Origin of the sequence: Acetobacter senegalensis (genome assembly GCF_001580995.1) — a bacterium.
Taxonomy (GTDB): domain Bacteria; phylum Pseudomonadota; class Alphaproteobacteria; order Acetobacterales; family Acetobacteraceae; genus Acetobacter; species Acetobacter senegalensis.
In genome coordinates this window covers 1-20459 of sequence record NZ_LHZU01000093.1, presented here as the reverse complement: position 1 = coordinate 20459, position 20459 = coordinate 1, and the positions used below count along the sequence as shown (strand labels likewise).

The following is a 20459-nucleotide window of genomic DNA, read 5'->3' as shown; positions in this document are numbered from 1 at the left end:
CAGTCATGATCTGGAGCGCTTGAATGTCGATTAGCCCTAGTGTCTGAGCAAGGATTGTCTCAGCAGAAAAAACAGATTTAAGGCCTTGATGCCAGAGTATCAAAACGAAAATCCAATAGCTCCAGCCTAAAAAAGCCTGCCAGATGGACCTGGCAGGCTTTTCAAACCCTTTTGAATACTCTCAACTCCGCTCAAGGAGCATATGCCGTCCTCAGGCATCCAGTCGAGCGTCAGCGGCCAGAACAGCATGAAGCAAGACATTGGCGCCAGCTTTGGCATCCTCGGGTTCCGCACTTTCTGCCTCGTTATGGCTGATGCCTTTCCAACACGGCACAAAGATCATGGCGGTAGGGGCTACCTTTGCCACGTACACGGCATCATGCCCTGCCCCGGATACAATATCCCGCATGGAATAGCCAAGCGCGTGCGCACTGTCCCGCACGCATTCCACGCAAAGCGGATCAAAATGAACAGCGGCAGAAACCCAGGTCGGAGTAATCTCCATTTCCACACCGCACAGTGAAGCCAGACGTTCCATACGTTGACGGAACTCTCTTTCCATTTTTTCAAGAACATCGTCGGAAGGATGGCGTAAATCAACAGTAAAAGAGACTTCCCCCGCCACCACATTACTACTGGATGGCAAACACTCGATAATACCCACGGTACCCAGTCCATCAGGAGCGTGATCCATCGCAACCTGATGCACCTCATCAATCATGCGGGCAGCGGCCCACAGGGCGTCAGACCGCATGGTCATGGGTGTTGTACCAGCATGAGCATCATGCCCTTTTACGGTCACGCTGTACCAGCGCATTCCTTGTACGCCCTGCACAACGCCAATCGTCCGTTTCTCTGCTTCCAGAACAGGTCCTTGTTCAATATGCAGTTCAAAATACGCTGCCGCCGGGTGCGCACCGCAGGTTTCTTCTCCACTATAGCCTATTTTATCCAGCGCTTCGCCCAACTTCACGCCGGCACGATCCGTCCGGCTTTGAGCAAATTCCTGTGTAAATACTCCGCCAAACACACCAGATGCCAACATAGGGGGCGTAAAGCGCGCGCCTTCCTCGTTGGTCCAGTTAACTATTTCTATAGGGTGCCGTGTGGTCAATCCGGCATCTCGCAGCGCACGTAATACGGCAATGCCGCCCATTACACCCAGAATACCATCAAATTTTCCGCCGGTAGGTTGGGTATCCAGATGGCTGCCAATCATGATGGGGGCAAGACCATCCTCCTCACCAGCCCTCCGTGCAAACTGGTTTCCCATGGAATCGTAGCCAACAACACACCCCAGAGCCTCGCAGGTGCGGGTAAACCACTCTCTTACCCTCGCATCTTCCTCAGACAAAGCGAGACGACAGATTCCTCCCTTAGGTGTACCACCAAACTTTGCCGTTTCCATCAAATCCAACCACAAAGCAGATCCGTCCACCACAATATTACTTTGAGCAACCATGTGCTTCCCTCCGCTTTTTCAGTGATTTCTTCTGATGGCCCATCATCAGGAATTTTTTATTCCAACTCGTGAAAAGGCTGGATTTTCAGTATCCCTTATCAGGATCACACAGCAAAGCCGGGCGTTCACCACGCTCCATCTGAGCAATAGTCTCAGCAACGTAACGTGCCTGCATGATTCTGGAGGCTTCTGAGGCAACATGGGGTGTCAGCGTAATACGTGGGTGCGCCCACAGCCAAGATTCCGCAGGCAGAGGTTCGGGTGTCACCACATCCAACATAGCGCCGCTGATCAGCCCATCATCCAGCGCACGCACCAGATCAGCCTGAACCACATGGTCTCCACGGCCTACGTTAATAAAACCAGCACCGCGCGGAAGCGCACTCAGAAAAGGATAGGTTACCAACCCACGCGTTTCAGGTGTGCTTGGCAGAAGATTAACCAGAATATCGGCTGTTTTCAGAAAATCTGCCAACGCCTCTTTTCCGGAATACACCTCCACACCAGCGACACTACCCCCTGAACGACGCCAGCCCGAAACCTGAAACCCTATCCGCGCCAGATGAGCCGCCACATGGCTCCCCAAATGTCCAAGCCCCATGACGCCTATCCGGGTTTCGCCACTTGTTCGCGCAACACCATTATATGACCATACGCGCTCAGCCTGCTGAAGGGCCCATGTCCGGGCATCACGTATCAAACCGATGGCAGCCCACGTTACGTAATCTGCCATCAGGCCAGCCGTTTGCTCTCCTCCCATGCGCACCAAGGGAACATGACGCGGGAACTGCGGGGCACGTAGCAGGTGATCAACCCCTGCCCCGGTACATAAAATGCCCTTTACCGAGGAAAAATGTTCAAAATGATCTTCTTCAGGCGTCCAGACCAACACATAATCGGCCGCAGATGGCTGCACGGAAGGCTCATACCATGAGCAGACATCAAGATCTGGCGACACTTCAGAGAACGCTTTTTTCCAGCTCTCAAATTTGTCTGCGCCATCGGCACTGACAATCAGCCTGACCATGGTTTACTCCCCTGCTGCCCTTATCTCTGTCCCAACATAGCAAACCCCGCCTCTTGCCGTGCAAGACACAGGGCTTGGCTACTGGGTTCTTCTCAGCCCCTGCCCGGTGATAAACCGAGACATCTGGTCAAAGGCAGTTTTGACTCAGCTTGACTGAAGCGATTTTCTACGCAACGGCATGGTCATGCAATGCACACTCCCTCCGCCCCGAGAAAACTGGTTGAGTTCCGGATCAAGCACTGTAAGCCCTTCAGCCCGCAACATCTGATTAATGCGCGTTGAATGATGCGGGCTTACAACCCGATCGCGCCCCAGGGCCAGCACATTACACCCCATGTCACGCATCGCTTCTTTATAGGACACCGGCAGAAGACGAATCCCCTGCGCCCGGAACCAGTCCAGATCCTCGTCAGCAATGCAGTCAACAGCGGCAATAGCCAGATTTTCGGCTACCATCGTGAAAATCACATCAAGATGCAGGAAATGCTCGGGAAAGCGGATCATCCGGCAGGTCCAGCCCGCTTCTTCAAACCAGCTGATAAATTCGGCTGCTCCGGCTTCATCAGTCCGTCCGCCACTTACCCCTACGGCCAGCAGCCCCGGACGGATGATATGAATGTCGCCGCCTTCAATGTTTCCCTTTGTGCAGGTCTTCCAGATCTCATCCGATCCATAGAAAGACCGGATTTCCGTTTCCTCTCCAACACGTTCAGGACGGGAAAGACGCGTAACAACCGTGCCAAACGGCGTGGTCTGTGAGCTATCACGCGTATAGACCTGATATGGCATCCCCTCCTGCGGCTTCAGGAAATGGCAGGAAACATCCGCTCCCTGCAGGGTAGAAACCAGTTCGGCAAATTGGGTGTTCAGGGCAGTGCGGTCAATCGCCCCACCGTGCGCCATGGTCTGAATGGCAATATCGTTGCTGGGAATCCACTGATAATACTCAGGCGGGCAGAGGAGCACATCAGCCAGATCACCGGTCTCGCTATCAATAAACCACCGGTTCGCTTTCATTCCTGAAATCCTTAGATTGCTGAATTTCTCTTGACCCTACCCAATTTAAAACGGTTCCAAAATAAGAATAAACCGTAGTTCACTTTATCAATTTGTTAATCATCATGCCGGGCCTTCTGAACAGCACCCTGCTGTTTATGAAAACATCTTTGCTTGCCCGTTCAAACTGTAAAACCCCTCCCCTTAAACCCGCTCTCTCACCGCATCCACCAGCATGGAAGATGGTCATTACCCTCTTGCATCTTTTTTTCGGAAGCCGCAGGCTCAGTCTTCACGGCCACGCTGAAAAGTACAGGAGAACAGACTGTCCCCTTGTTCACAAAACAACAGGAAAGCTTACCTCCACTCCCGGCACCGGAACCTTGCTTCACATCCTGTTGTTATCTCTCCAGCATGTTACATCTGACAGAGGACACGCCAGATCCACATGATACGATCAGCCTCTCCCCCGCCAGCAAAAACATCTTCAGCGTTCCGCTCCCCCAAACATAGACGCAGCAGCGGCTTTCAGGGGCAGGTTTCAGAGGTGGATCTGCGGCTGCTACGGGTGTTTCACACCGTAGCCGAACAGGGCGGGTTTTCTGCGGCGGAGATCGCCCTGGGTAAAAGCAAGTCCTCCATCAGTCTGGATATTTCAGCCCTTGAAACCCGGCTAGGCCTCAAACTCTGCCTGCGTGGCCGCAGTGGGTTTGCGCTGACAGGCGAAGGCCGCGCCCTGCTGGAAGCCACCAAGAGCCTGTTGCTGGATATTCAGCGCTTCCAGCAGCGAATCAACCAGATCAGTGGCGTGTTATCCGGCATTTTCCGCCTTTATGTGCCAGACAACATCCAGGCGCATGGGGAAACCCCACTGGTGCGAGCCATAGAGACGTTTACCTCCCAACATCCCAACGTCTTCATGACTGTCCATTCCGCCTCCACGCGCGAAGTGGAAGTCGCCGTCATGAATGGTCAAGCCACGGCTGGCATCGCCCTCTACCCGCAGGATATGCCGGACGTAAAAGGCACCCCTCTGGTGGCAGAAGCCCTCAATCTCTATTGCGGCGCGCGCCACCCGTTATTTGCTGTGCCGGAAGAGAGCATCTCGCTGGAAACCCTGACCGCCCAGCGCATGATTGCGGTGGCAGAAGCAGCCACGTCTCCACAATGGAACGAACTCCGCTCCCATTTCTCCTTTCACGCCGCAGCGGAAAATGTGGATGCCCGAGCCCTCCTGATCCTGTCCGGTAATTTTATTGGTTTTCTGCCTGAGGCTTTCGCCAAACCACTGGTTGACCGCGGATTGCTGCGACGCATTGCGTTTCACAACCTGCAACTGCTCACCTGTTTTCATTTTCTGGCACGCACCTCTCCCGAAACGGGATTGATGGTTGAAACATTCCGCGCCCTTCTGGAAGAATCCTACTGATGCCCTCATCGCCATGGCTTTCTGGGTCTTCACATCCTGAGCCACCTTTTATCGCCCCCACACCAGCCTCGCGGGTATCCGTGGGAACGCTTGCCGCTGCCGGAAACAGCTTTTTGCGGCAGCACTTCTCTGGTGTCGGACGCTTCCGTTTACGGAAACCGTTGCACCACATCAGAACCGCTTGCCTGCTTGCATTCGGGCTTCTCATGGCCGGACCAAGCGTGGTTCACGCCCAGACTGCTCAAACGGACGTTCCCTCTTTCGCGCAAAATGGCACCCTGACCGTCTGCACCAACCCCACCCTGCCTCCCATGACCTTTGTGAAAGGGTCGGACGCCAGCAAGCCGGAAGGAATGGACATTGATGTCGCCCGCGCGCTGGCTGAACGATGGCACGCCACACTCTCCATCATCCCCATGGATTTTACGGGCCTGTTCCCCAGCCTTGGCGCACAACGCTGCGGCATGGTGATCAGCGGCATTATCCAGTTGCCGGACCGGGAAAAGAATTTTGATGCTGTTGCCTATCAGGACACGGCACTCACGGTTGTGGCACGCGCCAATACCGCGCCCATCAACAGCATGGCCGATCTATCCGGCAAAACCATAGCCGTGCAGTCTGGCACCAGTTACGCATCCCGCATCAACCGGGAAAACGAGGCCCTGACCGCCGCAGGCAAGCTGCCCATTATCATCCAGCAATACCCCACTGAAGATCAGGTTGTACAGCAGGTGCTGATTGGCCGTGTGTTTGCCTTTGTCAGCCAGGATGTGGAGCTTTATTTCCGGCAGAAGCAACTGCATGGCAAGGTCCGTATTATTCTGAAACCCGACTATTCGGACTACAGACACTTCGCCATCTACCTGCGCAAGAACGCACAGGACCGCACACTGGTCCAAAATGCCATTTCCACCCTTGAGCAGGATGGTACCCTTACCGCCTATCGCCAGAAATGGTCTATCTCATCCCAGACTGAACAGGCGCTTACACAAGATAACAGCGCACCAGCCTTCAACTGGGGGGCTTTTTTCTCTGCGCTAACCTCCATGGCCTTCCTGCGGGGCGCGTTTATCACTCTTGCTGTGGCGCTCTTATCCCACGCCATTGCCATTGTGATTTCCATCCCCATGGCCATTACCCTCAATGGACGCGGCAACTCCCTGCTCAAAGCCGTTCTGAAAACCTACGTCTCGGTCTTCAGGGGAGCCCCCACACTCTTGCAGCTTCTATTCATCTGGAACGCGCTGCCCCAGTTCTTTCCCATCTTTCGGGAACAATGGTTTACGCCCTTTCTGGCAACTCTGGTTGCCCTTTCCATCAATGAATCCGCCTATCAGGTAGAAATCAACCGGTCAGCCCTGAGCGCGGTGGATGGTGGCCAGGAACTGGCGGCGGATGCACTGGGCATGAGCCGACGGCAAGTCTACCGCTACGTGATCTTCCCTCAGGCGCTTCGCATAGCACTCCCCCCCACCATCAATGACTTCATCAGTCTCTTGAAAACCACATCTCTGGCTTCCGTAATTTCCCTGCAGGAACTTCTGGCCATTACGCAGGTGCAAGTGGCGCGCACGTTCGAATTTACGGAATATTACGCTGCGGCTCTCGTCTATTATCTGGCCATGGTGTTCTTTTTCCTGTTCCTGCAGAAACGGGTAGAACGTCGCTTCTCCTGGGCTGACCGCAAGAAAGCTTCCGCCAATGCATCCTGAACCCGATCTATCCGGCGCAGCCCCCGTTACTCCAGACGCTGTTGGCACTCTCTCGGATGACGCCATGATTTCCGTACGAAACATGAGCAAACTCTATGGGGACTTTGTCGCGCTCGACCGGCTGAATTTTGATGTCCAGCGTGGGGAAAAGATTGTTGTGCTTGGGCCATCAGGTTCGGGCAAATCCACCCTGATCCGCACCTTCAACAGAATTGAACCCCATGACAGCGGCAGTATTCTGATTGATGGCACCCTGATTGATGACAAGACCAACCTCACCCAGCTTCGGTGCATGGTCGGCATGGTGTTCCAGAACTACAATCTGTTCCCTCATCTGAGTGTAGTAGACAACTGCACCCTTGCCCCTCAGCTTGTGCGGTCCCTCTCCCGCAAGGAAGCGAAGGATATGGCCCTCCACTTTCTGCAACAGGTGGGCATACCGGAACAGGCTAACAAATACCCCATTCAGCTTTCAGGCGGTCAGCAGCAACGTGTGGCCATTGCCCGCGCCCTTTGCATGCAGCCTGAGGTGATGCTGTTTGATGAACCGACCGCTGCCCTTGATCCGGAAGCCATTACCGGCGTGGTCAGCATCATGAACACTTTGGCAGAACAGGGTATCACCACCCTGTGTGTGACACATGAGATGGCTTTCAGCCGCCATATTGCTGATAAGATCATTTTCATGGACCGTGGCCGCATTCTGGAAATCACGCCCCCGGAAGAGTTTTTCACAACGCCGCAGACGGAACGAGCCCAGAACTTCCTGAACCAGATGATTCGCTACTGAGCCACATCCAAACCCAAGCCCTGCCAAAAGTAAGGTTTGCAACATTTCAAACGAAAACTCGTCCACTTCATTATTAACTGGAAATGAAGTCTTTGCCCGGGCAGGTTCGCCTGCTCCCGCTTACAGGGGATATCATGACCGCCTGTTCTGTGCGCCTTTTCGTGAAAAACGGGTTGGCACATCCCGCCGCGGATTTCTGTCTGCCAACACCCCAAAGCAGCCAGACATCCTCCCTCCACAGGCACCGTGCCTACCGGGAACGGACTTCCCCTAAAGTTACTGATCGCCAACACGCTCCAGTTCTGACACTACCGGAATGGAGCCCCCTTTCAGGATCATCCCATGCGTCTTGATGTTTTCAAAACATTATGGGGAGATTTCCGTCCCTGGGGTGCCGCAATAAAGGATATGACGAAGGCAGGCTTTACTGGCATTGAAGCCCGTATTCCCGCTTCAATGGAAGATGCGCGCCAAAACGCGGATGTGCTGGCTGGAGAAGGCATCCCCTATATTGCCATCGCCATGACAGGTGGGGGTGTGATCCCACAGCAAGCGGCCACCATTGAAGATCATCTGGCTGATCTTCAATCCGCTCTTGAACGCGCGCTGTGCATGAAACCGCGCTTCATCAACGTGCTGGGAGGAAATGACCGTTGGTCCGCCCCCCAGCAGGCCGAGTTCATAAACCGGGCCCATGCCATCGGTCAGGAAATGGGGCTGCTCTGCAGTTTTGAAACACATCGCTCCCGTATTCTGGCTACCCCATGGATCACAATGGATGTGCTACCCCAACTTGCAGACGATATCCTGTTTACGGCCGATATCAGCCACTGGATTGTCAGTTGTGAACGGCTTCTGGACGACCCGCTTGATGATTTCTCAGCTTTTCTGAGCCGCGTTCATCACGTTCAGGCACGTGTCGGCTATGATCAGGGGCCGCAGGTACCGCATCCCGCTGCCCCGGAATATGAACCAGCCCTGCGCTTCCACCAGCACATCTGGGAACAGATCTGGCTGGCACAAAAGAAACGTGGGTACGCCGTTACCACCCTGACACCAGAATGCGGGCCTGATGGCTACCTGCACACTCTGCCTTTCACCAACGCCCCCATTGCCGATTTGTGGAGCCTGAATGTGTGGATGGGCCAAACAGAACAGGCTCATTTCAAACAGTTCATGACCCTCTGCCCCTAACCGGAGATCCCGACATGACATCAAACACCCCTCAGGCAGAACAGACTGAAACCTTCACGTCCATCCCGGTTGTCAATATTGCGGGCCTGTATAGTGAAAACCCGCAAGACCGTCAGGCCGTAGCAGAAGAACTCGGGCAAGCCGCCCGAAATGTCGGCTTCCTCTATATCTCTGGTCATCAAGTGCCCGATGATCTGATCAAAGGCGTGCGCGAGGCCGCGAAAAACTTCTTCGCCCTGCCCTTTGAGCGCAAAATGGATTATTACATTGGCACATCCGCCACCCACAAAGGCTTTGTGCCTGAAGGGGAAGAAGTTTACGGCTCCGGGCGGCCAGACCACAAGGAAGCCTTTGATATCGGCTTTGAAGTTCCGGCAGATAACCCATTGGTCAAGGCGGGTACACCGCTTCTGGGCCCGAACAACTGGCCCTCAGTTCCCGGCTTCAAGGAAGCGGCGCAGGCTTACTACAAAGCGGTATTTGCACTCGGGCGGACACTGTTCAGGGGCTTTGCTCTGGCCCTTGGCCTGCCCGAACACTACTTTGACGACCACGCAAATTTCCCACCGTCAAAACTGCGTATGATCCACTACCCTTATGACGCCGAAGCCCAGGACGCCCCCGGCATCGGGGCTCATACAGATTACGAGTGCTTCACCATTCTGCTGGCTGACCAGCCGGGGCTGGAAGTGATGAACGGGCACGGAGACTGGATTGACGCCCCGCCCATTCCCGGCGCTTTTGTGGTGAATATCGGAGATATGCTGGAAGTCATGACAGCCGGGGCCTTTGTGGCAACAGCGCACCGCGTACGGAGCGTCAAGGAAGAACGGTATTCCTTCCCTTTGTTCTATGCCTGTGATTATCATACCCAAATTCGCCCTCTTCCCGCCTTTGCCACAGGGAAGGAGGATTACGAAACCATTACCATTGGCGAGCATATGTGGGCGCAGGCTTTGCAAACCTATCAGTATCTGGTGCGCCGCGTGCAGGAAGGCAAACTTACCCTGCCTGAAGGCGCACGCAAAACCGCCACCTTTGGCCATTTCAAACGGGCCAAATCTGAACCTACCGCCTGAAAAAATGGTGCGTGTCTTAGAAAAACAGGACGTATTTTAATGTCTCTTGCCTCTGCTGCCCCCACAGAACAGGCTCTGCGTGAAGAACTGGCTGCCGCCTACCGTCTTATGGCGCTCTTCAACATGACCGATCTGGTTTACACGCATCTATCCGTACGGTTGCCCGGTGAAAGCCATCGCTATCTGGTCAACCCTTACGGGCTGCTTTTTGAAGAAATCACCGCCAGTTCTCTGGTGATTGTGGATGCTGATGGTCAGCCCCGACAGGAAACATCCTGGCCGGTCAACCCTGCCGGGTTTGTCATTCACTCCGCCATTCATCGCAGCAGGCCTGATGCTGCATGCGTCATGCATAGCCATACTGTAGCAGGCATGGTTGTTGCCGCGCAGGATCAGAAAATTCTTCCCCTGAACCAGATGAATATCGAATTTTATGGTGCTGTAGGCTTTCATGGTTATGAAGGCATTGCTGCGGATGACAACCTGAGCGAGCGTGAACGCCTGGTGCGCGATCTTGGCAACCATTGTGGGCTCATCCTGCAAAATCACGGCCTGCTCACTGTGGGTGCAACCGTAGCGCAGGCCTTTTACCGGATGTACTATATGGAGCAGGCATGCCGTATCCAGATTGCGGCACAGGCAACAGGGGTGCCATTACATATCCCATCCGAAGAAAAAATTGTTCGTACCAAAAAGCAGTTTGATGATGACCTTGATCAGGGCCAGCTTATCTGGCAGGCACTCCGCCGCAAACTGGACAGAGAACAACCTGACTACAAAGACTAACTCAGGCTTAGAAACAGATACCGGAACACGCACAAGGGCCAGCCGTTATACGACTGCGCCCATCTGCCTGTTCCTGCATGAATGCCGGGGGCTATACCTCCCCAGCATCTGCCTTCCTGATCTGCTGATCCACGGGAACAAGCTTGCCCTTCACTCCCTTATCGCAGCCATAAAAGTGCCTGCTACAACTTTTTTCCATACGCAAAAATATCGGAAAAAGATCAGGCATTACCCCGCCACGGCGGGGTAACAACACAAAACCTCAAGCCGCAGTGGGTGCCGGAAGGATCTGTGGGAAAGTGGCACAGGTAAGCGACCCTCCTGCCACCAGATTGTCACCTTTGACAGGCGGCGCAAGATCGCTTTTGATTTCCATGTAACGCGCATCATCGCCGGCCCAGCAAGTGGACAGCACACGGCGCGATCGATTGGGATTGATATTGCCCGGTGCAGCGTGCAGCATACGGCAGTGGAACACAAGGCAGTCACCGGGTTTCAAGGCCCATTTCAGAATCTCATGATCTGCCCGTGCAGCATCGATATCCGGAACTGCAGGACGGTTATCGCGACTACCATTGAAGCGACTGGCGCTGTCAAAGGGCACGGCTTCATAAAGTGTGTTCCAAAGATGTGATCCACGCACAAATTCCAAAGACGTTTCAAGCGGAATCTCGTCCAACGGCATCCATACCGTAAGCGCCTGAGAACCATCAACACACCAGTAAGATTGGTCCTGATGCCATGGCGTCCGTTTAGAGGTGCCACCTTCCTTGATCAGCAGAAAATCATGATAAAACGTGACAGTACGAGAATGCATCAAGGCACCCGCAACATGTGATAACGGACCGGTCCAAACAAAATCACGAAAAGCAGGAACACGCTGCCACACCAGAACATCTCCGAAAAAACCACCTTTTTCTTCCGGGTTCCCAAACTTGAAATGATGCGGACCAGCGGCGGCAATGGCTTGTGGCAATGCCTCTGTAAGTGATTGTAGTGTTTCAGCCGGTATCACGTTACGCAGGCAAAGCGCTCCATCCTGTTGAAACTGAGTGAATTGCGCTTCAGATATGAATGGAGAGGTAATAAAGGGAGACATCACGAATCACGTCCTTCTTGCGGCTCTGTGACTGATATCATGCCAGAAAAAGCCATCTTCCTCTGTTAATCATTTCGAAAAGTGAACTTTTTCTGTTTGATAACTGAAACGCCTGAAAAGCGCTCCTTCTCCAGATAAATTCTGTTACTCTTCCGGAAGAAAATGCAGACTGGCCACACCGCCTGCCAGATCTTGCTGGTTCTTCAACACAGATTTGAGGATAAGGAAACCACAGATCATGATGTCTGGTCGTTGTCAGCCTTCCGGAAGAACCGGGCTACGCCGAAAGCAGCTTCTCCTCTGTTGCGCCGTTTTTGCCGGGGCAGAATGGGGGCATATAAATCTCTCTTCTCATGCAAATGCGCAGTCTGCACCAGCCGTTACGGGTAAGGTGGGAGGCGTAAAAAAACAGGTACCCGTCACAAAACGCAAACCTGCACCCCGGCCGCGTTCCATTGAAGGCGCAGTAGAAGATCTGGAAGTCCGCACCAGTCACAGAAACGCTGCCCTGCATACTGCCGGAGCCGTTACCTCCATAGGAGGCGCGGAAATTCGGGCCCTCAACCTTAACAACCCCAAGGATATTGCAGGCTTCGTGCCTGGGCTCAGTGCGGTCGAGGCCACATCCGGCAGTGTCCCCATTTTCAGTATCCGCGGCGTAGGGCTCGATGATTTCAATGCCTCGAACATGAGCGGCATTGGAATGTATTTTGATGGCATTTACTCGCCCTTTCCTGTTTTCTACTCCGGGCAAATGCTCGATATCCAGCATGTAGATGTCATGAAAGGACCGCAAGGGTTTGACTACGGTCGAAGCGCAACCGGCGGTGCCATAAATTATGAATCTGTGAAACCCACAGACCAATTTGGTGGTTATCTGACATGGGGTTACAGCAGTTATGCGACCAACACCGCCAAAGGGGCCATCAATGGGGCGCTGACAGACCGCATTACAGATCGTTTTGCCTTTTCCTATCGCAATGGGGATGGCTGGCAGAAAGATCTGCATAACGGAAACCGCTATGGCGCGAGCGATCTCCTTGCTTTGCGCAACATGACAAAGTTTGAGCTGGATGACAAAACATCCCTTCTGCTGAACATTCATTACACCCGCAATTACGGCACACCAAACTCTCCGCAGAATACAACAACAGATAGCCTGATGGGTTTGCCTGTGGGCACCAATGGCGTTTCTGGTTCCAACCGTGATGCAACCCGCGTAAACGTGGGAGATTTTCCCGTAAGCCGCAGAGAGAATGGGGGCGGCGCAGCGCTAACCCTGCGGCATGACTTCAGTTTTGCCACGCTGGTAGCAACCTCAGCCGTGGATGCCTATTCCCGCCGTATCTATGATAACTTTGACGGATCACGGCTGGAGCGGTCAGATTATTACTTCCGAGACAATTATTTTGTGCAGTCTCAGGACATCCACTTAACGTCCAGAACCGCTTCTCCCGTGCGCTGGACTGTCGGATTGTTCGAATCATTCGATCATATCGATGGTCTTTATAAACATATGGAAAAAGACCTGTATGAACTGCCAAGCGCCAATTTCACATCTGACTATCGGCAGCAGAACGTTTCCTTTGGTGTTTACACCAACAACGTTGTAAAAGTAACCAACAAGTTCCGCCTCATTTTTGGCGGTCGCTACTCCATGGATCAACGGTCCTATTTTGGCGGCACGGTTGATAATGATGGAGCGGTGAGCGGTGTGCCCATGGCCAACCTGACCCATATCAGCCAGACGCGCTACAACAATCGCTTTACCGGAAAAGTGGGGGCGGAGTATCAGGTGACACCCGATGTGCTCCTTTATGCCACCATTTCCAACGGCTATAAACCCGGCACCTATTACTCCGCCGCAGTGGGTAGCCAGCAGGCCCTCTCTTATGTACGGCCTGAAAATCTGGTCGCTTACGAGGTCGGCGCCAAAGCAGCACTCTTCAATCGCACCCTCACTCTGCAAGGTGCATTGTTTGATTATGAATACCATAACAGACAGACATTGGTGGTCGCCAACACGCTGACTGGTGTTGCGGGAACACTCGGCAACATTCCGCGTGCCCGTTCTCGTGGGGGGGAATTACAGGCACGGTGGGTCACTCCTATCAAGGGTCTCGATTTTAACGCTGGTTTTTCCTACATGGATGGCATCATTCTCAAGGCCCCGTCGTCCGTCCGCGGTATGAGCCTGATTGCCCCCATTTCCAACAACACGGTTTTACCGTTCTCCCCCCGTTTTTCGTGGGACGCAGTGGCACGGTACCAATGGAACCTGTCTAAAAACTACACCATGGCGTATCAGGTCAGCTACACATGGAAAGATAATCAGATTGACGGCCTGGCAGACCCTAATGGCATTACCGATAAAATCAGTTCCATGGGCATGCGGCTAGCTCTCCGTCCCGCCAACAGCAAATGGGAAGCCTCCGTCTGGGTGGATAACCTGCTGAACAAGCATGGTAATACCTATTCATTCTCCAGCAACGACAATTCTCGTGTGGAATACAGACAGACACCCCGATGGATTGGTGGAGATCTGACCTACAATTTCTAGTTTTTTGGAAAATCAGTTAGAGATTACCGGGGGACGATAATGGCAGGCCCCGTGCCTGCCAGAATTAAGCCCACTCCACGAGCATATCGCTCGTCAGCTCTACATAACGTGCTAATCCGCCCATCAAGCGGAGTGACAAAAGATGTGACATAGCAAGGAGGAGCGCAAAATCTCCCCTTGCATCACATGACCCCAAAATACTCAGAAAAAACTCTTTGTTCATTCTTGATGCAAAGAGAAATAACAACTTACCCCTTCCTATGGCGTCCGTGCTCAGAATTTTCGGGTTTTCCCGGCATGAGTGCCATCAGGACATCATTAGGCATACGATTGCTTGCCTGCGCCACCTGATCAACAGTCTCATCATCTGTCGTGACCACAAACTGATGAGCGCGCAGTCGGCCAAGAGCACCTTCCGCATCAGTACCAAAAAGAGGCGCCAGTTGCCCGATCGGCGCTTTGGTTGCCATTGCAGCAAGCCGAAAAGCAACCTGCTTTCCTCCGGCTGATTTTCCCGTGGGCTGCAGAAAAAAATAGGCACAGGACAGAACGCCTATGAGCACAGGGATATACAACAAGCCACGACGGCCATAATTCACCAAAGGCGTCCAGTTTTTAAGCAGGTGTAATGCAAAAGCCAGCAACAGAACCATGCTGAGCCATTCATGCATTGGATGAAATGCGCCCGGGCCCCAATGAAAAAATAATGCTACACCCGTCACTGTCGAGATTAAAAAGAAAATGGTTGTAAACGGGGTACCATACTTGTTCATGAATTTTGCGAACGGTCCCCGTGAACGAGACGTCGAGGCCGCAGGTGTCGCTGTTGCAGAAACTTCGGGGGGCATTGTGAACAACCTTTGATAACAGGGTTAAAAGTGAAATATGGAGTTGATCCTATCCTGGCAAAACGGACTGCTTCCCACGTCCGGATGTTCCTCCAATAAGCTCTCGCGCTTTAGCAGAAATTTTTAGAAAAAGCGGTGACCTTGTTTTAGAGAGAAAAACCTCAAGCATCTGCCAGTAAGCAGGAAAACCGTAAGATAAGGAACGTTCAAACCAGTATAAGGCTTTTTTGTCGTTCTTTTCTTCCAGACAGATACGCCCTATGTTGAACGCCGCCCAGCAATCCTCGGCCTCCGCACCAGCCTGAAAGTAAAGACGAGCTTTTTCTTTATCAGGCTGCCCTGTAGCCAATCCGCTCTCGCAAAGTGTTCCCAACATATTAAGAGCCTTGTTGACACCGCTGCGTGCTGCCTGAACATAATACCTGAAGGCCAGTTGCGGGTTAGCCTCTACGCCATCCCCAGCAAGGTACAGATCCCCAAGATTGAAACAGGCCCAACCGTCCCCCTGGTCTGCGGCAGACTCAAAATATTTGATGGCGTGGCCCACGCTTCGCGTAACACCCCACCCTTGCTCATAAGCGCGACCAAGCATGTTCAGGGCCTGCGGTTGGCCGCTTTGCGCCGCCACCACAAACATATCAAAAGCTTCTGTAAATGCACCTTTGTTGAGATACATTTGCCCTATCAGCAACTGAACCTCAACATTATCCGGCTGTTTTCTGGCGAGGGACGTATCCCTCACCAGATCATTTGTTTCCATCAGAAGGTTAAACCTACGTTCCCAATGAAGGAGCGACCAGGCCCCGGCACCGCACGACTGGTGCTGAAGGAGGACGCATAATTCAGATGGTTCGTAATATTATTCGCATTAAACGAAATACGATAATGCTGTGCCTCCCATGAGATCATACCGTTCAGTGAGAACTGGTAAGGAATACGGGCCGTGTTACTGAAATCTCCATTTGCCCAATAGCCAGAAGCATATTGCGCACCGCCTGCAATCTTCAGGTGACCTGTTTCAGGTCGGAAAAGGTGATCAGTCAGATCATAGGATGTCCACACCGAGAAATTGTTGTGTGAAACGCCGGGGGCTTCCTTTCCACGATAGGTCGCATTGTTCCTGATTTTTCCGTCCATCCAGGAATATGCACCATAAATGTCCCAGTTTTTCGTAATTTTCCCGGTCAAGTTCAGCTCCACACCGCGTGTGCGCAGCCCAACGCCAGAGTCACTAAAACCTGTTACAACGTCACCGTTTTCATCATAATAGTAGGAGTTGTTTTGATTGATCTGAAAGAACGCAACTCCTAAACCCAGACGCTTATGCAGAAAATCGGTCTTGTTCCCAAATTCGAACAGATCGCTCCGCTGCGGTTTAAAGTCCGCACCATTTTGCGGCGTATCACTAGGAAGAATGGTAACCTGAGAGGAAACATCTGTCCCGATAGGCTTGTAAGATCTGGAGAACGTAAAGTAGAAAGACGAGTTTTTCAAAGGTGTATACATAATGCTTCCGGATGGACTCCACCGGTCAGCATTCTGTTTCTGACGAGGCACAGGCGTTGCGGACAACTGGTAGCCCGCGAATGTTGATTGGAACGCATCCCAACGAACAGATCCAAACAGCGCCAGTTCTTTTGTCAACTGGATATGGTCTGAAAGAAACAGGCCGACATCACGTTGATCAGAGTTGGCCATATTCGCTTTAGGGAAACGAAGATAGGCACCGTTAGCAGAGTGAGAGGCATTACGGATCGTCTGGTTATTGACCCGCCCATACCATGTCCCAACGTAACGATTTTCATCTTGGTAGTTGACATCAACACCAAATTTCAAATCATGCTTCATGTTCCATGTCGTAAAGCGTGCCGCCCCCATAAGAACATTTTCTGCGCCCCACCCTTTTGAAAGGTAAGCAGCACCGCCTCCGGCACCATAGCTTAAGGCGGGATTTCCTCCTGCCATAAATTGGCTCACACAGGCCGCCGTACTACATGCGGCAGGTGTCGTCGCTGCATAATTACGTTCGTATTTGGTCAAGCGGGTATTGTTACTAAGCGTGAACCAGGATGAAATTTTGGATTTCAGAGAGGACGTCAGGCTATGAATATCCGAATTGTCCCTATCTTCGCTCCGAGCGTATGTTGTATTCCGCGCAAGGCCTTCACTGGTCATGGGGCGGTATGTACCATTCGCCATTTTGATCATACCGACACCATAATCTGGCATACTGTCAGTATGCAGCCACCGCCAATTCAGATGCCAGGACGTATTACTACGTAACCCCACCCCAAGATCGGCAGATGCGCCGTAACGGTTTGAATAGACGTAATCTCTGTCCGCCACCCCTGCCCGGTTGTACATACCGTTAATGCGCAGAGCGACATCTTTATTAAACTGGTAATTTACATCCCCTTGACCACGATACATGCTGGCGCTGCCAAAAGCCTGATCGTAATTATAAGATGTTCCCTCATGGGCTTTTTTAAGGGACTCATTGATAAGTCCACCTAGGTTGGCTGCGCCAAAATACTCACCCGCAGGCCCCTTGATGACTTCAACATTTTCAATATCAAAAATATCACGCGTATATGTGCCGAAGTCTTTTAGTCCATCGGTGTAAATATCGCCGCGGGCCTGCTGACCACGGATGCGGAACTGGTCCCCATTCAGACCACCTCTCCCTTCCCCTGTGGAAAGAGTAATACCTGGCACGTTTGCAAGTGCCTGATCCAACGTATAAAGCCGCTGTTGCTTGATGATTTCCTGCGGAACAACATTGATAACCTGCGGGGTATCACGCACTGAAGTCGGCATGCGCCCAATATCAAGTACTGTCGCATTTGTATTGGGAATTTCAGCCGGCCCCTTGGTCTCACCTTTTACCCGAACGGCAGGAAGTTTGATGTTAGTGTCAGTTGCTGCCGGCTCGGTTTTTGTCTCCTGAGCCTCTGCTTCTTTATCTGTCCAACTCAGGCCTGCCGAAAGACCTATGGCAACTGCCGCACCAAGACGAACTTTAGGGGAAAGAGCACGGTCACACCGTTTCATTATGATCTCCTGAAGGATGCAATCATCCAACACTGATACGCAGCACAATTTGTTTAGCCGCCCCCTTATGATGTTATTGACTCTCGTTCGCAACTAGGGATCATTCTTTGCATCGAAAAAAGTCGGAAGACTGTTGCCTTTCCGTCACAGCTCAGCCCATTTACGCACCAGATTATGGTAAGAGGAAGTCAAGCCAAGGATAGCCGGGGTCGTGTCTGGTATAAGCTGCCGCACAGATCTAATTGACTGATCCAGTTCATAAAGAAGCGTCCTGCAACCGTCATCCTTCACCATGGATTGGGTCCAGAAAAATGAAGCCCACCGACTCCCTCGGGTGACACGATTGACTTTATGCAGGCTTGTTGACGGATAAAGAACGAGATCACCTGCTGGGAACTTAACAGAATGAGTGCCGTAGGTGTCCTGGATGACAAGTTCTCCACCGTCATACTCATCAGGTCCACTCAAAAACAAAGTGGAAGAAACATCAGTACGGATACGGAACCCTGTTTCGGGGTCGGGACGGATACTATTATCAACGTGGTATTCAAATTCCATTCCCGCGTCGTACCTGTTAAACAACGGAGGAAATACACGTAACGGCAATGCTGCGCTGGTAAACAGCTCGTTTCTTGCCAGAGCATTCAGGACCAGTGTCCCAAGCTTCCGCCCGACCTCTGAATCCTGAGCGATCTGAAGATTTGTCTTAGCTTTGGCTGACTGATCACCCGCTGTAACCTTACCATCAACCCATTGGCTCGCACCAAGCTGGCGCAAACAATAAAGGACTTCATCTGATGTCAATACACGCGGTATGTGGATCAGCATTCTTTTACTCACTTGAAAAACGAGAGACAACCGTGATATGCGAACAAGTCTTAGTTGCATATTTTTCAGCTCGACACCATAGGCGTTAAAAGCACTCTTTTTATCTCCCTGTCGACCGAGTGAATGACGTGCACCTAATCGGGGAGCGTTGGATGGTCTGCCTAAAAGGTTCCGCCGCTTTCACAGCGATTTACGCCTCTCTCAACCGCCTTGCCAAATTGGCCAATGAGCAAAGCGAACAGTAGCAGATGAACTAGAGGATTCTAAAAAACCTTTCGTTTTTAATAGTTCTTTGTGCTTCCTTCTCTCACCCTTGATTGAAAAAGATGGAATGAAACAATCGGGTTTCTTTAATATTGAAGAATGTCTGTCTCGCTGGGTCGTCTTAGCAATTAACTACGAGAAGTATTTTCCCAGACATTAGATTTTGTGACGTTCCGACCTAATCTGAACAAGACCCTGCCCTATACAAATGGAACTAAAAGCTGCCCGTCCGCCCTGTGATGCAGTTCTGATGTTCAAAATCCTAGAGCTCCAGACGCTGAACAACCTGTCCGATGAACGGAGGGAGTATCTGGTCAATGATCGACTGTCCTTCATGCGTTTCCTTGGCCTTGAGCTGTCCGATCGTGTGCTCAATGCCAAAACGGTCTGGCTGCTTCGTAAGCGTCTGACACTGGCGGATGTGATTGACATACTGTTCAATCGCTGTGAGGCGAGCGTGCGGAACGCCGGTTATCTGCCGATATCAGGTCAGATCCTGAACGCAACTCTGGTGGCGCCTCCAAAGCAGCGCAATACCCACAGGGAGAAGGCGACTCTTAGAGCCTGATGCAAAAAGGGACCTGAGCGATTTTCCGCACAACTCTGCGGATATGGGCGATGATCAGCCAGGCATGTGAAGATGAAACTGTCGCCTCGACATCCCTACTGAGGTGACGCCAACGACAAAACTAGACAAAGCTACATTCTACGATCTAGCGTTTTAGCGGGACAGTAAAACCCCTTGCCCTGTCAGAACACCTGACGATTTCGATGATCCATTGGCCCAGTTGCGCAAGGGCCGTGTGCAGTTTTTCACCAGCATAGCCTCCATCGCTGCCCCCCCCAAACTGCCCTCAGCTGGAGACCCGCAAAAACCGGGTAATTTCTGGCGAAGCGGGCTGGCTTGATGACGTCGAGGTTGCGGGGCACACCAAGGGTATCATTCGGACCGATTTCCACGATACCCGTCGTTGATTTCGCCGGTTTTGCCGACTTTCAGACAGAGTCAGCCTGCGGTTTCTAGACGCTCGTGGAAGATCAGCCGATTGAAGTTGTAGGCCAGGTTGCAAAGGGTCAGTTTCGCCTCAGCGCGGGCGAGGCCGATGGTGCGGATGAACAGGTTGAACCGGTTTTTCTGATGCGCGAAGACATGCTCAACATGCGCACGGATCGAGGATTTGGCGGCATTGGCCCGCGCGGTTACCTTTGACATCGGCTTGCCCATGGGGTTGCGCCGATGAATACGGGACGTGAGCATCTGGTCCGACAGCCATTTCTCGTTGCGCCTGGATCGATAGGCACTGTCTGCCCAGACCTCGGAACTGGTATTGTTC

General features: G+C 52.4%; 17 protein-coding genes and 2 pseudogenes. 9 read left to right on the top strand and 10 right to left on the bottom strand.

What is annotated here, in order from left to right:
* Window positions 1–211 precede the first annotated feature (211 nt).
* The 3 genes from AD948_RS02650 to AD948_RS02640 form a co-directional block, all read right to left on the bottom strand.
* The gene (locus tag AD948_RS02650) at window positions 212–1462 is read right to left on the bottom strand and encodes a M20 family metallo-hydrolase (protein WP_061470518.1); all 1251 of its coding nucleotides are present in this window, start codon (window positions 1460–1462) and stop codon (window positions 212–214) included.
* Between the two features lie 85 nt (window positions 1463–1547).
* Window positions 1548–2489 carry a 2-hydroxyacid dehydrogenase gene (locus AD948_RS02645; protein ID WP_061470517.1) on the bottom strand — a complete coding sequence of 314 codons (942 nt, stop codon included), beginning with the start codon at window positions 2487–2489 and terminating at the stop codon, window positions 1548–1550.
* Between the two features lie 144 nt (window positions 2490–2633).
* Window positions 2634–3506, bottom strand: coding sequence for a dimethylarginine dimethylaminohydrolase family protein (locus AD948_RS02640; RefSeq protein WP_058988275.1), 873 nt, complete (start codon window positions 3504–3506; stop codon window positions 2634–2636).
* 427 nt (window positions 3507–3933) lie between these two features.
* On the opposite strand from AD948_RS02640, the gene AD948_RS02635 reads away from it, so the two are divergent.
* The 7 genes from AD948_RS02635 to AD948_RS02605 all read left to right on the top strand — a co-directional run bounded on the left by AD948_RS02635 (window position 3934) and on the right by AD948_RS02605 (window position 10475).
* Window positions 3934–4914, top strand: coding sequence for a LysR family transcriptional regulator (locus tag AD948_RS02635; RefSeq protein ID WP_058988274.1), 981 nt, complete (start codon window positions 3934–3936; stop codon window positions 4912–4914).
* A 206-nt stretch (window positions 4915–5120) separates the two neighbouring features.
* The gene (locus AD948_RS02630; protein ID WP_248845896.1) at window positions 5121–6626 is read left to right on the top strand and encodes an ABC transporter substrate-binding protein/permease; all 1506 of its coding nucleotides are present in this window, start codon (window positions 5121–5123) and stop codon (window positions 6624–6626) included.
* A gap of 64 nt (window positions 6627–6690) precedes the next feature.
* Window positions 6691–7416, top strand: a complete 726-nt coding sequence (locus AD948_RS02625) for an amino acid ABC transporter ATP-binding protein (RefSeq protein WP_035378861.1) — start codon at window positions 6691–6693, stop codon at window positions 7414–7416.
* A 134-nt stretch (window positions 7417–7550) separates the two neighbouring features.
* On the top strand, window positions 7551–7769 hold the full coding sequence (locus AD948_RS18010) for a hypothetical protein (RefSeq protein ID WP_156478899.1): 219 nt from the start codon (window positions 7551–7553) through the stop codon (window positions 7767–7769).
* On the top strand, window positions 7759–8610 hold the full coding sequence (locus AD948_RS02615; protein ID WP_061470515.1) for a sugar phosphate isomerase/epimerase family protein: 852 nt from the start codon (window positions 7759–7761) through the stop codon (window positions 8608–8610). The genes AD948_RS18010 and AD948_RS02615 overlap by 11 nt, the downstream gene beginning before the upstream one ends.
* Before the next feature lie 14 nt (window positions 8611–8624).
* Window positions 8625–9689, top strand: coding sequence for an isopenicillin N synthase family dioxygenase (locus tag AD948_RS02610; RefSeq protein WP_061470514.1), 1065 nt, complete (start codon window positions 8625–8627; stop codon window positions 9687–9689).
* Between the two features lie 39 nt (window positions 9690–9728).
* Window positions 9729–10475 carry a class II aldolase/adducin family protein gene (locus AD948_RS02605; RefSeq protein WP_061470513.1) on the top strand — a complete coding sequence of 249 codons (747 nt, stop codon included), beginning with the start codon at window positions 9729–9731 and terminating at the stop codon, window positions 10473–10475.
* A 262-nt stretch (window positions 10476–10737) separates the two neighbouring features.
* Here the strand turns inward: AD948_RS02605 and AD948_RS02600 are convergent, their stop codons facing one another.
* Entirely contained in the window at window positions 10738–11574 is an 837-nt protein-coding gene (locus AD948_RS02600) for a phytanoyl-CoA dioxygenase family protein (protein WP_061470512.1), read from the bottom strand.
* Window positions 11575–11812: 238 nt separating this feature from the next.
* Here AD948_RS02600 and AD948_RS02595 point away from each other — a divergent pair, with 238 nt between their 5' ends.
* Window positions 11813–14134, top strand: a complete 2322-nt coding sequence (locus tag AD948_RS02595; RefSeq protein ID WP_006559022.1) for a TonB-dependent receptor — start codon at window positions 11813–11815, stop codon at window positions 14132–14134.
* A gap of 248 nt (window positions 14135–14382) precedes the next feature.
* On the opposite strand, the gene AD948_RS02590 is transcribed toward AD948_RS02595, so the two are convergent.
* The 4 genes from AD948_RS02590 to AD948_RS02575 all read right to left on the bottom strand — a co-directional run bounded on the left by AD948_RS02590 (window position 14383) and on the right by AD948_RS02575 (window position 18861).
* On the bottom strand, window positions 14383–14805 hold the full coding sequence (locus AD948_RS02590) for a DUF4405 domain-containing protein (RefSeq protein WP_156478898.1): 423 nt from the start codon (window positions 14803–14805) through the stop codon (window positions 14383–14385).
* Between the two features lie 226 nt (window positions 14806–15031).
* Window positions 15032–15742, bottom strand: a complete 711-nt coding sequence (locus AD948_RS02585; protein WP_061470510.1) for a tetratricopeptide repeat protein — start codon at window positions 15740–15742, stop codon at window positions 15032–15034.
* Window positions 15742–18033 (bottom strand): TonB-dependent receptor, encoded by a 2292-nt coding sequence (locus tag AD948_RS02580; protein WP_061470509.1) that lies wholly within the window; start codon window positions 18031–18033, stop codon window positions 15742–15744. Before AD948_RS02580 ends, AD948_RS02585 begins: the two co-directional genes overlap by 1 nt.
* Before the next feature lie 144 nt (window positions 18034–18177).
* Window positions 18178–18861 carry a Fe2+-dependent dioxygenase gene (locus tag AD948_RS02575; RefSeq protein WP_061470508.1) on the bottom strand — a complete coding sequence of 228 codons (684 nt, stop codon included), beginning with the start codon at window positions 18859–18861 and terminating at the stop codon, window positions 18178–18180.
* A 331-nt stretch (window positions 18862–19192) separates the two neighbouring features.
* Here AD948_RS02575 and AD948_RS02570 point away from each other — a divergent pair.
* Window positions 19193–19690 (top strand): annotated as a pseudogene (locus AD948_RS02570) (transposase); the annotation flags it as partial.
* Here AD948_RS02570 and AD948_RS17520 read toward each other — a convergent pair.
* Both AD948_RS17520 and AD948_RS02565 read right to left on the bottom strand, forming a co-directional pair.
* Window positions 19683–19958 (bottom strand): annotated as a pseudogene (locus AD948_RS17520) (IS5/IS1182 family transposase); the annotation flags it as partial. The pseudogenes AD948_RS02570 and AD948_RS17520 sit on opposite strands and share 8 nt — an antisense overlap.
* A 173-nt stretch (window positions 19959–20131) precedes the next feature.
* On the bottom strand, window positions 20132–20459 hold a 328-nt coding region (locus AD948_RS02565; RefSeq protein ID WP_156478897.1), incomplete at its 5' end, for a transposase.

Excerpts from the sequence above, each read along its gene's own strand:
- AD948_RS02650 (WP_061470518.1), bottom strand. The coding sequence starts at position 1,462 with ATGGTTGCTCAAAGTAATATTGTGGTGGACGGATCTGCTTTGTGGTTG.
- AD948_RS02645 (WP_061470517.1), bottom strand. The coding sequence starts at position 2,489 with ATGGTCAGGCTGATTGTCAGTGCCGATGGCGCAGACAAATTTGAGAGC.
- AD948_RS02640 (WP_058988275.1), bottom strand. The coding sequence starts at position 3,506 with ATGAAAGCGAACCGGTGGTTTATTGATAGCGAGACCGGTGATCTGGCT.
- AD948_RS02635 (WP_058988274.1), top strand. The coding sequence starts at position 3,934 with ATGATACGATCAGCCTCTCCCCCGCCAGCAAAAACATCTTCAGCGTTC.
- AD948_RS02630 (WP_248845896.1), top strand. The coding sequence starts at position 5,121 with ATGGCCGGACCAAGCGTGGTTCACGCCCAGACTGCTCAAACGGACGTT.
- AD948_RS02625 (WP_035378861.1), top strand. The coding sequence starts at position 6,691 with ATGATTTCCGTACGAAACATGAGCAAACTCTATGGGGACTTTGTCGCG.
- AD948_RS18010 (WP_156478899.1), top strand. The coding sequence starts at position 7,551 with ATGACCGCCTGTTCTGTGCGCCTTTTCGTGAAAAACGGGTTGGCACAT.
- AD948_RS02615 (WP_061470515.1), top strand. The coding sequence starts at position 7,759 with ATGCGTCTTGATGTTTTCAAAACATTATGGGGAGATTTCCGTCCCTGG.
- AD948_RS02610 (WP_061470514.1), top strand. The coding sequence starts at position 8,625 with ATGACATCAAACACCCCTCAGGCAGAACAGACTGAAACCTTCACGTCC.
- AD948_RS02605 (WP_061470513.1), top strand. The coding sequence starts at position 9,729 with ATGTCTCTTGCCTCTGCTGCCCCCACAGAACAGGCTCTGCGTGAAGAA.
- AD948_RS02600 (WP_061470512.1), bottom strand. The coding sequence starts at position 11,574 with ATGTCTCCCTTTATTACCTCTCCATTCATATCTGAAGCGCAATTCACT.
- AD948_RS02595 (WP_006559022.1), top strand. The coding sequence starts at position 11,813 with ATGATGTCTGGTCGTTGTCAGCCTTCCGGAAGAACCGGGCTACGCCGA.
- AD948_RS02590 (WP_156478898.1), bottom strand. The coding sequence starts at position 14,805 with ATGCATGAATGGCTCAGCATGGTTCTGTTGCTGGCTTTTGCATTACAC.
- AD948_RS02585 (WP_061470510.1), bottom strand. The coding sequence starts at position 15,742 with ATGGAAACAAATGATCTGGTGAGGGATACGTCCCTCGCCAGAAAACAG.
- AD948_RS02580 (WP_061470509.1), bottom strand. The coding sequence starts at position 18,033 with ATGAAACGGTGTGACCGTGCTCTTTCCCCTAAAGTTCGTCTTGGTGCG.
- AD948_RS02575 (WP_061470508.1), bottom strand. The coding sequence starts at position 18,861 with ATGCTGATCCACATACCGCGTGTATTGACATCAGATGAAGTCCTTTAT.